Source organism: Limnoglobus roseus (assembly GCF_008254045.1).
Taxonomy (GTDB): domain Bacteria; phylum Planctomycetota; class Planctomycetia; order Gemmatales; family Gemmataceae; genus Limnoglobus; species Limnoglobus roseus.
Window position 1 is genome coordinate 2,325,484 of sequence record NZ_CP042425.1, and the last position, 14,586, is coordinate 2,340,069.

10 protein-coding genes, 1 other RNA gene and 1 pseudogene are annotated in these 14,586 nt (G+C 65.9%); 9 read left to right on the forward strand and 3 right to left on the reverse strand.

What is annotated here, in order from left to right; all coding sequences use genetic code 11:
* Nucleotides 1–61 precede the first annotated feature (61 nt).
* Nucleotides 62–1,465: an undecaprenyl-phosphate glucose phosphotransferase gene (locus PX52LOC_RS09660; RefSeq protein WP_149109903.1), complete on the reverse strand. Its 1,404-nt coding sequence runs from the start codon at nt 1,463–1,465 to the stop codon at nt 62–64.
* Nucleotides 1,466–1,536: 71 nt separating this feature from the next.
* Here PX52LOC_RS09660 and PX52LOC_RS09665 point away from each other — a divergent pair.
* From PX52LOC_RS09665 to PX52LOC_RS09680, 4 genes and pseudogenes are all read left to right on the forward strand, one after another.
* Nucleotides 1,537–1,737: pseudogene (locus PX52LOC_RS09665) on the forward strand (IS1 family transposase); the annotation flags it as partial.
* Nucleotides 1,738–1,747: 10 nt separating this feature from the next.
* Complete coding sequence (locus tag PX52LOC_RS09670; RefSeq protein WP_149109905.1) at nt 1,748–2,128, forward strand: hypothetical protein; 381 nt, start codon at nt 1,748–1,750, stop codon at nt 2,126–2,128.
* A 147-nt stretch (nt 2,129–2,275) separates the two neighbouring features.
* A complete protein-coding gene (locus tag PX52LOC_RS09675) occupies nt 2,276–3,754 on the forward strand; it encodes a Gfo/Idh/MocA family protein (protein WP_149109906.1) in 1,479 nt (492 codons plus the stop codon).
* 110 nt (nt 3,755–3,864) lie between these two features.
* Nucleotides 3,865–5,337 (forward strand): FHA domain-containing protein, encoded by a 1,473-nt coding sequence (locus tag PX52LOC_RS09680; RefSeq protein WP_149109907.1) that lies wholly within the window; start codon nt 3,865–3,867, stop codon nt 5,335–5,337.
* Nucleotides 5,338–5,385: 48 nt separating this feature from the next.
* Here PX52LOC_RS09680 and PX52LOC_RS09685 read toward each other — a convergent pair whose 3' ends face one another.
* Nucleotides 5,386–6,939: an AAA family ATPase gene (locus PX52LOC_RS09685; protein ID WP_149109908.1), complete on the reverse strand. Its 1,554-nt coding sequence runs from the start codon at nt 6,937–6,939 to the stop codon at nt 5,386–5,388.
* 253 nt (nt 6,940–7,192) lie between these two features.
* Complete coding sequence (locus tag PX52LOC_RS09690; protein WP_149109909.1) at nt 7,193–8,485, reverse strand: acyclic terpene utilization AtuA family protein; 1,293 nt, start codon at nt 8,483–8,485, stop codon at nt 7,193–7,195.
* A 280-nt stretch (nt 8,486–8,765) separates the two neighbouring features.
* On the opposite strand from PX52LOC_RS09690, the gene PX52LOC_RS09695 reads away from it, so the two are divergent.
* The 5 genes from PX52LOC_RS09695 to PX52LOC_RS09720 all read left to right on the forward strand — a co-directional run bounded on the left by PX52LOC_RS09695 (nt 8,766) and on the right by PX52LOC_RS09720 (nt 14,469).
* Nucleotides 8,766–11,498: a DUF4394 domain-containing protein gene (locus tag PX52LOC_RS09695; RefSeq protein WP_168218893.1), complete on the forward strand. Its 2,733-nt coding sequence runs from the start codon at nt 8,766–8,768 to the stop codon at nt 11,496–11,498.
* 62 nt (nt 11,499–11,560) lie between these two features.
* Nucleotides 11,561–11,964: a transfer-messenger RNA gene (gene ssrA / locus PX52LOC_RS09700) on the forward strand.
* 253 nt (nt 11,965–12,217) lie between these two features.
* Nucleotides 12,218–12,763 carry a DUF1697 domain-containing protein gene (locus PX52LOC_RS09710; protein WP_149109911.1) on the forward strand — a complete coding sequence of 182 codons (546 nt, stop codon included), beginning with the start codon at nt 12,218–12,220 and terminating at the stop codon, nt 12,761–12,763.
* 126 nt (nt 12,764–12,889) lie between these two features.
* Nucleotides 12,890–13,216 carry a YciI family protein gene (locus PX52LOC_RS09715; protein WP_149109912.1) on the forward strand — a complete coding sequence of 109 codons (327 nt, stop codon included), beginning with the start codon at nt 12,890–12,892 and terminating at the stop codon, nt 13,214–13,216.
* Entirely contained in the window at nt 13,213–14,469 is a 1,257-nt protein-coding gene (locus PX52LOC_RS09720; protein WP_149109913.1) for an RNA polymerase sigma factor, read from the forward strand. Before PX52LOC_RS09715 ends, PX52LOC_RS09720 begins: the two co-directional genes overlap by 4 nt.
* Nucleotides 14,470–14,586 lie beyond the last annotated feature (117 nt).

Sequence of the window (14,586 nt, forward strand, 5' to 3'; positions counted from 1 at the left end):
TTCAAGTTTCAGAGTTTCAGGTTCACAAAGTTGGAACCCGAAACTCTGAAACTTGAAACTGTTAATATGCGTGCTTCTGCTTCTTCAGGACCATCGTCACCAGCGTGAGGACCATGATCCGCAGGTCGAAGAACGGGTTCCAGTGCGTGATGTAGTAGAGGTCGAATTGAATGCGGCGGCGGAGGGACGAGTTGCCGCGCCAGCCGTTGACTTGGGCCCAACCGGTCAGACCGGCCTTCACCGCGTGGCGGGCCATGTAGTTCGGGATCGTCTTTTTGAACTGATCGACGAACACCGGCCGTTCCGGCCGCGGGCCGACGAGGCTCATGTCGCCCCACAGCACGTTGAACAACTGCGGCAGTTCGTCCAGGTTCGTTTTGCGAATGATCGCGCCGATCCGCGTGCAGCGGGGGTCGTTCTTGGCCGTCCACACGGCCCCGGTCTTGGCTTCCGAGTCGGGCCGCATCGAACGGAACTTCAACATCTGGAACCGCCGGCCGTCCAGCGAACACCGCTCTTGACGGTACAAGACCGGACCCTTGCTGGAGAGTTTGACGAGCAGCGCGATGAGCGCCAACACCGGCGACAGTACGACGAGGCCGACGAGCGCGAGGGTGAAGTCCATGACCCGCTTGATCGCGACGTTCGCCCCGAAATGGCGGTTCTCGCGGAGGCCGAGGACGGTCATACCGTTCAGGTTCGTAGTCGTCAGCGACAGGGCTGACATCGCTGGGGCGTCGGCGATCAGCCGCATTTCCACGGTCGTTTGCGAGAGGGCGTCGAACACCCGCCGCACGTCACCGTAGCGGTTCATCGGCAGCGCGATGAAGACGTGCTCGATGTGCATTTCCGCCACCAACCGCGGCAGGTCGGCGAACGGGCCGACGACGGGCAGGTTCATGCGGGGTTGGTCGGGTTCGTCGTCAACGTAGGCGACGGTCTGAATGCCCATCCACGCGGCCGACTCCAGCGTGCGGGCCGTGGTGCGGGCCAAGCGTCCGGTGCCGACGATGAGGGCGTGACTCTGGTTGTACCCGCGTGCCCGCAGGCGGCCGAGGGCGAACCACGAGAGTCGCCGGGCGAGGACGATGCCGACGATCGTGAACGGCGTGAACAGGGCGAAGACCGCCCGCGGCCGGTAAGGGGATTGCATCGCGAACGTGATCGCCACGATCAGGAGCGTCAGGAAGCCGACGCCCTTCGCAACGTGGTAAAGTTCTTCGCGGAAGCGGGACAGCCGCGTCACGTCGTACATTTGCGAGACGCGGTAGGCCACGATGCCGAGGATCGTGACCAGCGGCAGTTGGCCGACGCACAGTTCGAATTCCGGCGTGTCCGGGGCGGTGATTGGCACCCACCCAGAGCGCAACCGCACGAAGTCGGCGGCCAGCCACGCCAGGGCCGTCGCCGCAAGGTCCCAGAACTGGAACCACGCCCGCAGGGGTTCGCTACTTCGTGCGATCATCGCCGACTTGTATCACCGCCCGTCCGACGGTGTCAAGAGTGACGGAACGGCGGGCCGAGGTTTTGCGGAACCGCCGGTTTACCCGCCTGACGAACGCCTTCTCGAAGAAGCTCGAAAACCTGGAACACTCGGTCGCGCTGCACTTCTTCGTGTACAACTTCATCACCCGCCACCAGACGTTGCGGATGCCGCCCGCGTTGAAAGCCCACGTCACCGACCACGTCTGGTCGTTCGAAGAACTGGTCGAGTTGATCGACCGACGTACGCCGTGAAGAGGAAGTGATGGAAGCCGACGCCCAGTCCCGCCACCCGTTTCTGTCATTCATGCTCTGGTGGCTACTAATCGGAAATGTCATTTCCGCCGTCACCAGTCCGTTTCTTCTAACATCCATTCGACGAGGTTCGGTTCCCGACTTTCCGGACTGGGTGGGATGGCCGTTCGCGGTCATATCCGTTCTTGCCGCGATCTGCGTTGCTGCCCTGTTCCAATGGAAGCGATGGGGGTTCTACGGGTACGCAGTGACCGCCCTCATGATCTTCACGTTGAACGTCTACGCCGGGGTCAGTGTCGGCGCGGCGATACTCGGGTTCGTGGGAACCATCTTCCTCTTCATCGCTCTCCACGTCGGTGGAGGAAACAAGGCATGGCCGAAATTAAAATGATTCTCAAAAACCGGATCAGATTTCAAACCGAGCCACTACCCGAGGTTTTGCATCGTTGACCCTACCCCCCTCGTTCGGATACACTCTTAACCAGTCCCACCCGCCTTTATTCCTCTTCCCGGGAAGCACCCGTACAAGGAGTTGCTGATGAACCCGTTCAATCGTCGAGACTTCCTCCAACGCTCGGCCATCCTTTCCGCCGCCGTCGCGGCCGGCACCCCGTTGACCGCCGCCGATCCGGAAACGAAAGCCGAAAAGACCGGCTCGGCCAACGAGCGCCTGAAGGTCGCTGTCATCGGCGTCCGGGGCCGGGGCATGAGCCACGTCGGCGGCTTCCTGAGCAAGAACGCGAACTGCGAAATCACCACCGTTTGCGACTGCGACGAAGCCGTCATCGGCCCGGCGATGAAGAAGATCACCGACACGCAAGGGGCCGCGCCGAAGTACGTCAAAGACATCCGCAAGGTGATGGAAGACAAGTCGATCGACATCATCTCGGTCGCCACGCCGAACCACTGGCACGCGCTCGCCGCCGTGTGGGCGATGCGGGCTGGTAAGGACGTGTACTGCGAGAAGCCGGCCACGCACAACGTCCACGAAGGCCGCCTCATGACGCAGGCCGCCCGCAAGTACAATCGCATTTGTCAGGTCGGCACGCAGAGCCGTAGCACCGCCGGGATGCGCGAGGCGATCAAGTACATCCACGACGGCAACATTGGCAAGGTGAGCCTCGCCTACGGCACCTGCTACAAGCCCCGCAACAGCATCGGCAAGGTGAGCGGCGATCAAGAGCCGCCGAAGACGATGGACTACGACCTCTGGTGTGGGCCTGCCCACGTCCTGGCCCCGCACCGCAAGACCGGCAACGGGACCGTCCACTACGACTGGCACTGGACCTGGGAGTACGGCAACGGCGACTTCGGCAACCAGGGCGTTCACGAGGCCGACAAGGCCCGCTGGGGGCTGAACCTTCCCGGCCTGCCGACCAGCGTGGTCAGCGTCGGCGGTCGCTTCGGCTACGTGGACGACGGCGAAACGCCGAACACGCAACTCAACCTGTACGAGTACCCCGGCGCGCACATCATCTTCGAAGTCCGCGGCCTGGGCACGAAGGACTACATGGGGGCGAAGGTCGGCAACATTTGGTTCGGTGAGAAGGGCTACGTCGTGTGCCCGAGCTACAGCAGCGGCACCGCGTTCACGCCGGACGGCCAGAAGGTCAAGGAGTTCAAGGGCGGCGGCGACCAGTCGCACTTCGACAACTTCGTGAAGGCAGTCCGCAGTCGGAAGCACACCGACCTGAACTGCGACGTGGAGCAGGGCCACCTGAGCGCCGCTCTCTGTCACCTCGGCAACATCAGCTACCGCCTCGGCAAGTCGTGTACGATCGCCGATGACATCCGGTCGTTCGACGGCGTCGTGGCCGCGAACGAAGGGTTCGAGCGGATGAAACACCACCTCGTTGACAACAAGGTGGACACAGCGACGGCGAAGGGTCTCGTCGGCGTGAAGCTAACGATCGACCCGAAGACCGAGAAGTTCTCCGGCGGCGAGAACCTTGCGAAGGCGAACGAGATGCTCTTCCGCGAGTACCGCAAGGGCTTCGACATCACCGAAGCGGTCTGATTCTGGGCGAACGCCCCGGCACGACCGTGCCGGGGCTTTTCGCGGCTGACACTTCTCTCGGCGTGCGGCTATAATCATCGGGAACCGAACCCCATCCCCCGATGCACCTGATGCCGTTGTCCCCCTGGCTGACATTCCGGCACGCGAAGGAAGCCGTCCGCAACGGTCGGCCCGAGGAGGCGCACCGCCTGCTCGCACCGCTCGCGGCCGAAGGGTATCGCAAGGCCGGTCGGTTGCTCCGCGACGTGGCGGCGGCTTACGTTGCCCGTGGCGAGAAGTCGCACCGGGCCGACAACGCCGAGGCCGCGTGGAAGGATTTGCTCGCGGCGGAAGCACTCAACACCGGCGACGCCCGCGTGTCCACACTTCGCACGGCCCTCACGCGCATCGGCGTGGCCGAGTGTGCGGCGGCGCTGGAAGCGGCGAAGCCGATGCACGTCCTCACGGTCGTCGGCCGCCTCCGCGACCGGCACACGCAGCGGCACGACCTGGACACAATGGAAGCACTCGCCCAGGATTGGGTGATGGCCCACGAGATGGCCGACCGCGGCGACTTCCTGTTGGCCCAGGCGGCCGTGGACAAGATTCGCACGCGGATGGTGATGAACCCGACGACCGGCCTCGACCTGTTCGCGAAGCAACTGGAAGGGCGGCACGAACGGTATCGCATGGCCGTGGCGAATTTGTCCGAAGCGGCCGAGGCGAACAAGTGGGCCGACGCGAGTCGATGGGCCGCCGAGGTGATCGCCGCCGCTCCGAACCACCGCGAAGCTCGCACGATCCAGCTGCGTGCGTGGGAAGCCCTCAAGCCTGCTACCGGCTCTTACCACCCGAACGCCGCGGCCGAGATCGTCCCGCTGATGGCCGTCGTCGAACCGCACCACGCGGCCTTCGCTTATGCCCCGACGAAGGCGGCCGAATCGGGCAACGGTCACCGACCGGCGTCGTCGTTCCGGCCCGAGTCGCGGCACAGTTCCGGCCCCGGCGGCATGCCGAAGCGGTTCCTGCTGTGGATCGACGGCGTCGGCGGCTACCTCGTGTGCCTGTCGAACCGCGTGACGTTCGGCCAAGCGACGGCCGACGCGCCGATCGACGTGCCGCTGTTCGCCGATGTGTCGCGGATGCACGCCGAGATGGCCCGCGACGGCGAGGGCTACTTGGTGGAATCGACCCGCGGCCTGCACGTGAACGGTTCGCCGCACGAGCGGGCGTTGCTGAAGTGTGGCGACCGCGTGACGCTCGGCACGTCGTGCCAGTTTCTGTTCCGTCAACCGGTGTCGATCAGCCCGTCGGCCCGATTGGAACTCGTCAGCGGCCACCGCCTGCCGCTGGCCGTGGACGGCGTGCTGTTGATGGCCGACAACCTCATCCTGGGACCGGGGACTCAGACGCACATCACGCTGCCGTGGGCCTCGACGAACGTCATCCTCTACCGCTCGAAGGACGGCCTCGGCGTGAAGTTCGCCGGCTCGTTCACGGTGGACAACAGCCCGTGCCGCGAGCGTGCGAATTTGGTGCTGCCCGCGTCGGTGGCGGCGGAGGCATTTTCGTTCACGATCGAACCTGTGGGCGCGAGGTTGTAAGCGCGAAAAAGCCCAGGCACGGCCGTGCCTGGGCTTTGCCCATCGCTGTTAATGCACGCCGTTTGTCGAGGGCCGCAGCAGTTCCTCCGCCACCTCAGACACCGTAGGTTGCGTCTCGACGGTCGCGTACTTGTCCTTCCAGAAGGCCCGCAGCGCGATCTGAGCACACCGTTCCTGGAACTGGGCCGGCGTTTCTTGCAGGTCCGGGTACTTGTCCACGAACGCCAGCATTTCCAGGTACGGCTTCTCGAACGCACCGAGGATGCGCTTCGCCATCCGCTTCTTGTCGCCGGGCTCCATGTACGTCAGCTCCACGGCCTTGTCCACGCGGCCGGGGCGAGTGCTGATGAACTCGCTCGTGCCGTCCGGCAGCTTCCGCGGCTGGCCGAGGGCGGGGTCGATCTTCGTGATGTCGTTCGTGGTCACGACGGTGAAGATGCCGTCGGCCCGTTCGACGCCGTCGAGGCAGTTTAGCAGGCAGTCGAAGGTCAACGGCGGACCGAACATGCCGCCGCGGCCGGAGTCGCGGTTGTTGTCGTCCTTCTTCTCCGGCATCATCATCGAGAACATGCCACCCTTGCGGGCCACGTTCTCGCGGCCGTGGAAGACGTTGTCGATGTCCTCCAGCAGCGCGATGCACGGCACGTTCACCTGCATCTCGGCCCACGCCTTCGTCAGATCGTGGTTGCTCATCTCGGCCAGGTTGTACACGTAGATCGGCATGTTCAGGTCTTCGGCGAACGCGCGGGCGAGCGCCGTCTTCCCCGTGCCGGGAGGGCCGTAGAGCATCCAGCCACGCTTCCACGGGATGCCCTTCTCGATGTACCAGTCCTTGCTCTTGCGCCACAATTCGATCTCGCGGATCAGGTCCTTGACCTTTTGCGGGAAGATCAGGTTGTCGAGCGCCTTGCCGTTGAGCGTGCGGGCCTTGCCGAGTTCGTCCGGCGAGTGCGCGAGCAGGCGGTACGCTCCTTGTTGGAACCACGAGAGGCCGTCCGAACTGCTGTTGTTGTCGTCGTCGTGCGTGCCGCGGTGCGGGACGAAGTGGATGCTGAAGCGGTTCTTCTTCTTCGCCTCTTCGTCCTCGACGCTCCACGACAGGTTGTTGCGGGCCATGCACGCGCTCTTGATGATCTCCTCGACGTTCAGCGTGCCGCGGATGAACGTGACGGTGGAGTACACCTTCGAGACGCCGCTCGGCGTGTCGCCGCCGCCCTTGTTCCCGTTGCTGGCGTGCTTGGCTTCCATCTGGTTCGTGTAGATGAACGGCACCCAGCCGTTCCAGAACACGAGCGACCGGCTGCCGAACAGTTCGTAGGGGATCAGCCCGTACCGGCCGTCGCGCTGGTACTCCCAGCTCGCGCCGTACATGCGGTCGTAGTTCCGCAGCCGCTGGTAGTGGGCGATGAGGTACGCCACCACCGCCTCGTGGGCGGACTCGGTCGGAATCTCGATCCGCTGGATGAACAGGCTCACGAACCGCCAGAGGATGCCCTTGATCTTCGACCACATGCTGGCGACGATGCCCAGCACGGCCCCGGCTCCGGCAATGAGCCAGCCGTACCCACCGAAATTCGCGGCGTCAATCGTGGCAAACATCATGGTGGTACTCACTCCTTCGAAATCGTCCGGCCGGGGAACCGGCAGGGGTAGGAGAACTTGATTGGCCGACAGGTTCGCACGGCAGGCCCACCCTGCCCGTGACCGTAGGCCGAAAACGAAAACACCCTCGGCCAACGATGTACTCCCGCGAAGGAGGTACGGCGTCAGCCGAGGGTGCGTGTTATCAAGTTCACCGGGTACTTCGCCCCGGGTTACGCCGCATTTTACCCGGCGAGTCAAGGGGTGCGAAAAATTACAGCAATTCCACCTTCGGCGTCACGGCACTTTTCGCGATCAGGGCCGGCCAGTACGCGAACACCTCCCGCACGCTCGCCCGGCCGGTGGTGTAGCCGGTCGTGCCGGCGTAGCCGCTGGTGACGAGCGGGGCGAACTCTTTCGTAAACCGCTCGACGTGCGACTTCCGGGCGTCGCGCACGGCCACCCGCAGCGTCACGGGACTTCCTTCCCCGATCACTTCGATCAGCGAATGCTCGCACTCGATGCCGGCTTGCTTCAGCCGAGCGAGCAGAATCTCGCCACTCCGGCGGGCGTTCCGCACCGCGTGCGGGCCGGCGAAGACGAGCGTGCCGGCGGCGGTAAAGCCGTCGCGGTAGGCGAGCGACACTTTGTAAGAATCGGTCGCCGGCCGACCGCGACTGTCGGTCACTTCGACGGCGTCCGGGGCCGATTGTCGAAGTTGCACGGTTGTAAAATCCGCCACCACGTCCGGCGTGAAGTACCGAGATGGGTCCGCGACCTCGTACAGCAGTTGTTCGCTCACCGTTTCGAGGTTCACCGCGCCGCCGCTGCCGGTAGGCTTCGTGATCGTGAGCGTGCCGTCCTCGCGCACCTCCGCGATTGGGTAGCCCACGTCTTCGAGGCGGGTCGAATCGTCGGCGTTCATCCACAGGCCACCCGTCACTTGGGCACCGCACTCGATCAGGTGCCCGGCCACGGTGCCGGCCGCGAGTTGGTCGTCGCTGGTCCAGCCGAACTCGTGCAGGAGCGGGCCGACGGTCAGGCAGGCGTCGGCCACGCGGCCGGTGACGACGACGTTCGCCCCGAGTCGCAGCGCGTCTGCGATGGGGGCCGAGCCGAGGTAAGCGTTCGCGCTCACGACCTTGCCGCGGATGGTCTGCACCGATTCACCCGTATCGAAGTGGGCCAGCGAATGGCCGGCCGCAAGCAACTCGTCGAGTCGCGGCATCAGGTCGTCGCCGGAGACGACGGCCACGCGGTGCCCCGGCAGCAGGGCAGCGCACTTGCGGCCGCAGGCGTGCGGGTTCATCCCGCCGGCGTTCGTGACGATCTTCAAATTCGGCTGCCGCTCCAAGATCGGCGCGAGCCGCGGCAAAAGGTCGACGAAGTCGGTGGCGTACCCCGCGTTCGGGTCACGCTGCTTCTGCAGCGCGAGGATCGACATGGTCAGTTCCGCGAGGTATTCGAGCGTGAGGTAGTCGAGTTGCCCCGCCTCCGCGAGCCGAACCGGCGCGTCGAGACTGTCGCCCCAGAAGCCGCAGCCGTTGCCGATGCGAAGCGAGCGCATGAGCGAATCTCGAAGTCGGAGGGGTGGAGTTGAGATCATAGTAAACCATTGGCGGGCCGCTCGGGACCGTTTCCTACTTCCGTCCCACCCTCCCGAAATTTCCCAGGTTTACCCCTGGCTGATGCGATTCCGGCGGCGCAAGATATGCGGACAAGTTCGGGTTTTGCCGGCCGCATCCGCCCACTGTGCGTGCCTGTTGGTTTAGACCTCACCCAGATCACGCGCCGTCGGGAATGGCTCGGCCCGGCGGATGTTCTCAGATGAGCCACGGAGTCGCACTGTGACCAACATCAATCGTCGGCTGATGACCTCTTCCTTCCGCCCGCAGGTCACCCCGCTGGAAGACCGTACGACCCCGACCGCGGCTTACGCCCTCAGTGGCAGCACCCTGTTCTCCTTCGACACGGCAACCCCCACGGTCCTGGCCCCCGGCGTGGCCGTGACCGGCCTGGGCGCCGGGGAGAACCTCGTCGGCATCGACATCCGGCCGCAGAACGGCCAACTCTACGGCCTCACGTCGAACGGGGCGGGGGCGGTCCGCCTGTACGCCATCAGCCCGACGACCGGGGCGGCGGTCGCCCTCTCGGCCACCCCGGTGCAGTTCGACGACGGCGGCGGCAACCCGATCGCGATCACCGGCACGAACTTCGGCTTCGACTTCAACCCGACCGTGGACCGCATCCGCGTCGTCACCGACACCGGCGTGAACTTCCGCATCAACCCGAACACCGGCGGCATCGTGGATGGCAACGCCGGCACGGCCGGCATCAACCCGGACGGCGCGATCAACGGCGACACCACCACCGCCGACGCCGTCGCGTACACGAACAACGCCCCGAACGCGACGGCCACCACGCTGTACGCCCTCGACGCGGCCAGCAACAAGCTCGAACTCCTGAACCCGCCGAACAACGGCACCGCGACGAACGGCACCGTCGTCACCCTCAACGGCAGCACCCTCGACTTCACGGCCGTCAACGGCTTCGACATCCCAGCGGGGGTGGCGGTCGGCACCTCGAACGCCGCAGCGACCGGGTCCGCCCTCGCGATCCTCACCACCGCGTCGAGCGCCCCGGCCCTGTACAGCATCGACCTCGCCACGGCGAAGGCGACGCTCGTCGGGAACGTCGGCATCGCGAGCACCGGCAGCGCCGTGACGGTGCAAGGCTTCGCGGTTCAGCCGAACGCCTCGGCGACGGGCATCCCGTTCGTCGGCGTCGCGGGCGGCAACGTCGTCCGCTTCAACTCGCTGACGCCGGGCACGACCGCGACGGCCGCGATCACCGGCCTTGCCGCGAACGAATCCGTCGTCGGCATCGACCGCCGCCCGGCAACGGGGCAGTACCTGGCCCTGATCCAGAACTCGGTCGCGGGCACGGTTCGCATCGCCGTCCTCGACCCGCAGACCGGCGGCACGACCGCCATCGGGGCCGGCATCTCGCTGGTCGACGCGGCCGGTGCGGCCATCACCTTCCCGGCCGGGACCGCCTTCGGCGTCGACATTAACCCGACCGTGGACAAGCTCCGGGTGGTCGCCAGCACCGGCACGAACTTCCGCGTCGACCCGACGACCGGGGCGGCCGTGGACGGCGACGCCACCGCGGCCGGCGCGCAACCGGACGCCGCGCTCAACGGCGGGTCGACGAAGGGCGACGCGACGGCGTACACGAACAGCTTCAACAAGGCGACCGTGACGACGCAGTACACGCTCGACGCCAGCACCGACAAGCTGTACATCCAGAACCCGCCGAACGCCGGCACGCTGACCAACGGCGTCACCATCACGGTGGGCGGCACGGCCATCGACTTCACGGACGCGACCGGCTTTGACATCCCCTCGACCGTGCAAGTGTCAACGGCGAACGCGGCGGCCACGGGCGTCGGCTACGCCTCCCTCACGGTCGCGGGCAGCACGGCGCTCTACTCGATCAACCTCGTCACCGGGGCTGCGGCGAAGCTCGGCCTGATTGGCACGGGCACCACGCCGGCGGTCGGCCTGTCGGCAGGCGAAGTGGCGATTACGAGCACCGGCCTGACCGGCACGAGTTCCTTCGCGGCCGGGACGGACGCCGGCGCGGCGGCCTCGGCGAAACTCTTCAACGCCGACCGGACCGTGGCCCAGACGGTGACGCCGTTCAGCACCGGCTTTACCGGCGGCGTGCGGACCGCGACGGCGGACTTCAACGGCGACGGCGTCAACGACCTCGTCGTTGGCTCCGGCCCCGGCATCGCCTCCGACGTGCGCATCATTGACGGCAAAACGGGGACCGAACTGTTCGCCGTGGCCCCGTTCGAGGCCGCCTTCACGGGCGGCGTCTACGTGGCCGCGGGCGACGTAACCGGCGACGGCATCCCGGAACTGGTCGTCACGCCGGATCAAGGCGGCGGCCCCCGCGTCCGCATCTTCCGCAGCGGCGATCCGACCCAAGTGGTCGCGGACTTCTTCGGCATCGCCGACCCGAACTTCCGCGGCGGCGCACGGGCGGCGATCGGCGACGTGAACGGTGACGGCGTCGGCGACCTCGGCGTGGCGGCCGGGTTCGGCGGCGGCCCCCGCGTGGCCGTGTTCGACGGCACGACGCTCGCCGCGACGCCGACTCGACTGTTCAACGACTTCTTCGCGTTCGAAACGACGCTCCGCAACGGCGTCTTCCTGGCGCTGGGTGACATCGACGGCGACGGCAAGGCCGACATCGTGGCTGGCGGCGGCCCGGGCGGCGGCCCGCGGGTGACGGTGTTCAACGGTGCGACGCTGGTGTCGTCGAGCGGCGGGACGATCACGCCGATCGCCAACTTCTTCGCGGGCGACGCGGCCAACCGCGGCGGCATCCGCGTGACGGTGAAGAACCTGGACGGCGATTCGAAGGCCGACCTCATCGTCGGCAGCGGCACCGGGGCGGGCACCCGCGTGACGGCCTACGCCGGCACGACCGTCAACGGGGCCGGCACGACCCCGGCGGAACTGTTCGCGTTCGACGCCTTCAGCGGCTCGACCGGCGTGTTCGTGGGTTAATCGAACGCCGGCCGGCTTGATCTTGTGTGATCGGGCCGGCCGGCGCATATAATGCGTGTGCCGGGGGCGAAATGGTTTCGACCGGGCAGGTGAAGTGTTTGGTTGCGTGTCGAGGTTGATCGGTTGGCCTCGTAAAAAGCCGGTCACACAACAACTGCTGAAACGCAGTTCACTCTCGCGGCTTAATAACCCGTGAGCCGTTCAGTGCCCTTCGCGGGAGAGGTCATTGTTCGGACGCCAATTCCCGATCGCGGACGCTCGAGGGTCTGGGCAACCAGATTCGTTTCGGGGGCGGCGTCTGCTAAAAAACCTGACCGATAGCGAGCTTCGCACCCTGCAAGTTGGGGACGCGGCGAGCGAACGTGAAGCCGCCGCAAGGTGGGCTTCGAGCGTGAACTTGCTACACACGTAGACGCCGGCACGGAAGTGCCTCGGGACCCGGGTTCGATTCCCGGCGCCTCCACTCGACCCCCTCCATGTTGGAGGGGGTCTTTTTTTTGCCCCTCGATGACAGAAGTTGACACGGTATTTTGGTGTTGAGCCTGATGATGCCGACCGAGTCGGAGTGACGGGCCAGCCTCATGGCTTCAGGGAGGGACGCCCCGCTGCGGATGAGTTCGGTGATGTCCGTGTGTCGGTCCACAGCGTGAAAACGGAACCTCTGGGGCACGCGGGCCGGAGCCATCGCCCGAACTTCCGTGCCGCGTAAAACAACCCCCATGCCAAGACCAAAAACAGCGTACATTCTCCTGTTCCGAGGAGTGGGCGGAGCCACCCAACTCCCCGTCGCTCCCCTCCGCGAAGCCCTTACGGAAGCGGGGTTCGAGAACGTCGCCACGTACATCAACAGTGGCAACGCCGTCCTCCGCACCCACCTCTCGCGGGAGAAGGTGATCGCCACTGTTGCAAAGCTCTGCGAGGAGAAGTTCGGCTTCACGAAGGCGATCTACGCCCCGACGCTGGAGGAGTGGGACGCCGTCATCGCGAACAACCCGTTCCCCGACTTCGAAGAGGGAAAGCACGTCCACGCCGCCGTCCTGGATGGCATCCCGACGAAGGAAGCGATTGAAGCACTGCGGAAGCACGCGGTCGAAGGCGAAGCGATCGAGCTTGTCGACAACGTCGTCTACCTCCACACCCCGTTCGGGCTGGGCACATCGAAGCTGGGGGAAAAATTCGACAAGGGCATCGGGGTCCCCAACACCGCCCGGAACTGGAACACCGTGCTCAAGTTGCAAGAGCTGGCGAAGAAGGCCGCGGGTTGAAAAGTCGGCTTCGCCAAAATTATCCGATGGCAGTGTCCGAGCGGCCGCTTCCCGTTCGTCGTACCCGGAAGACCGGCGTAAAGAGTCTCGGTCTTGACCCGCAACCCAGCCCCGGAGAACTGTCCCATGCCGAAGTACCTGTTCATCTTCCGCCACTCCACCGACCCGCAGTCCCAACCGTCCCCGGAAGAGATGCAAGCCCTCGGCGGCCAGTGGTATGCGTGGATGCAAAAGTTCAGCGATTCGATCCTGCCCGGCGGCGACGGTCTGAAACCGGGCGGCCGGCTCCTCCGCGGGGAAATCGTGTCCGACGGCCCCTACGTCGAGGCGAAGGAGTTCGTCGCCAGCTTCAGCCTGATCCAGGCCGAGAACTACGACGCGGCATTGGCCATCGCCCGGGAGTGCCCGGGGAGCAATGTGATCGAGATCCGCGAGCTGGGCGGGTACGCTTGACCGAACCGCGGGAGCTGGTGGAACACTTCTTCCGCCATGAGTCCGGCCGGCTCGTCGCCGTGCTGACCCGGTCGCTCAGTGTCCGTCGGCTCGAGTTGGTCGAGGACGTCGTACAGGCCGCGCTGATGCAAGCCCTGGAGACGTGGTCGCGTCGGGGCGTGCCCGACGACCCGGCCGGGTGGCTGTACCGGACCGCCCGCAACCTCGCGATCGACGCCCTGCGGCGGGAGCAGACCCACGGCAGGGCGTTGCCGCACGTGGCGGACGGGATCGGCCAGGAGGCACCGCCCGAAGCCCACTTCGCCGACGAGATTGGTGACGAGCCGCTCCGCCTCCTGTTCGTTTGCTGTCATGAGGCGGTGCCGCCCGAATCGCGCGTCGCATTCGCACTCCGGACGCTCGGCGGGTTCAGCACGGCCGAGATCGCCCGCGGCCTGCTCACCACCGAGGCCAACGTCCAGAAGCGGGTCGAGCGGGCCAGGGACCGGCTGCGCGAGTTGGGCGTCGAGTTCGAGGCTCCCCAGCTTCGCGCCCGGTTGGACGCGGTACTCTCGGTCATTTACCTGCTATTCAGTCAGGGCTGCCACGCTACGCATGCGGACGTGCCGATCCGCCGCGATCTGTGCGACGAGGCCCGTCGGCTGGCAAAGATGTTGGCCGAGAACCCCATCGGCGGTGTTCCGGCCGTTCACGCCTTGCTCGCCCTGATGAGCTTCCACGCGGCCCGCTTCGACGCGCGGGTTGCGCTCGACGGCGGCATTGTCCTATTCGAGGATCAGGACCGCTCCGCATGGAATTGGGGCGACGTGAGAGAAGGGATGGCGTGGCTCGCCCGGTCTGCCACCGGCGAAGAGTTGACCCGCTACCACGTGGAGGCCGGCATCGCCTGGGAGCACTGCCGGGCGCCGACCTTCGCCGACACCGACTGGCGGCGTATCTCCGAGGGGTACGAGTTACTGGGCCGCATTGCCCCGTCCCCGGTCCACGCGCTCAACCGCGCCGTTGCCGAGGCCCACCTGCACGGCCCGCAGGCCGGACTCGAACGCTTGGCCGCGGTGGACCCGGAAGACATCCCCGCCCGCTATCCCGGCTGGCACGCGGTCATTGGTGAACTCCACTTTCGCCTCGGTCAATACGATGCCGCCGAACTCGCCTGGCGTGAGGCGCTGCGATTGAGCAGCGCGAGTGCGGATCAAGACTTCCTGAGCCGGCGCATTGCGGAGTGCCGGTGCTTGCTCGGCCCGGCTACGTAATCCCTGCTTCAGGCTTGAGAGCGGAATGAAACCGATCTTCTTCGAGACCCCTGAACCCTTCCGCGCATGGCTCGCCAAGAACCACGCGACCGCAAAGGAACTGCTGGTCGGGCTCAA

What these genes read in the sequence shown, in the direction of transcription:
- PX52LOC_RS09660 (WP_149109903.1), bottom strand. Translation starts at nt 1,465, where the DNA reads ATGATCGCACGAAGTAGCGAACCCCTGCGGGCGTGGTTCCAGTTCTGG.
- PX52LOC_RS09670 (WP_149109905.1), top strand. Translation starts at nt 1,748, where the DNA reads ATGGAAGCCGACGCCCAGTCCCGCCACCCGTTTCTGTCATTCATGCTC.
- PX52LOC_RS09675 (WP_149109906.1), top strand. Translation starts at nt 2,276, where the DNA reads ATGAACCCGTTCAATCGTCGAGACTTCCTCCAACGCTCGGCCATCCTT.
- PX52LOC_RS09680 (WP_149109907.1), top strand. Translation starts at nt 3,865, where the DNA reads ATGCCGTTGTCCCCCTGGCTGACATTCCGGCACGCGAAGGAAGCCGTC.
- PX52LOC_RS09685 (WP_149109908.1), bottom strand. Translation starts at nt 6,939, where the DNA reads ATGATGTTTGCCACGATTGACGCCGCGAATTTCGGTGGGTACGGCTGG.
- PX52LOC_RS09690 (WP_149109909.1), bottom strand. Translation starts at nt 8,485, where the DNA reads ATGCGCTCGCTTCGCATCGGCAACGGCTGCGGCTTCTGGGGCGACAGT.
- PX52LOC_RS09710 (WP_149109911.1), top strand. Translation starts at nt 12,218, where the DNA reads ATGCCAAGACCAAAAACAGCGTACATTCTCCTGTTCCGAGGAGTGGGC.
- PX52LOC_RS09715 (WP_149109912.1), top strand. Translation starts at nt 12,890, where the DNA reads ATGCCGAAGTACCTGTTCATCTTCCGCCACTCCACCGACCCGCAGTCC.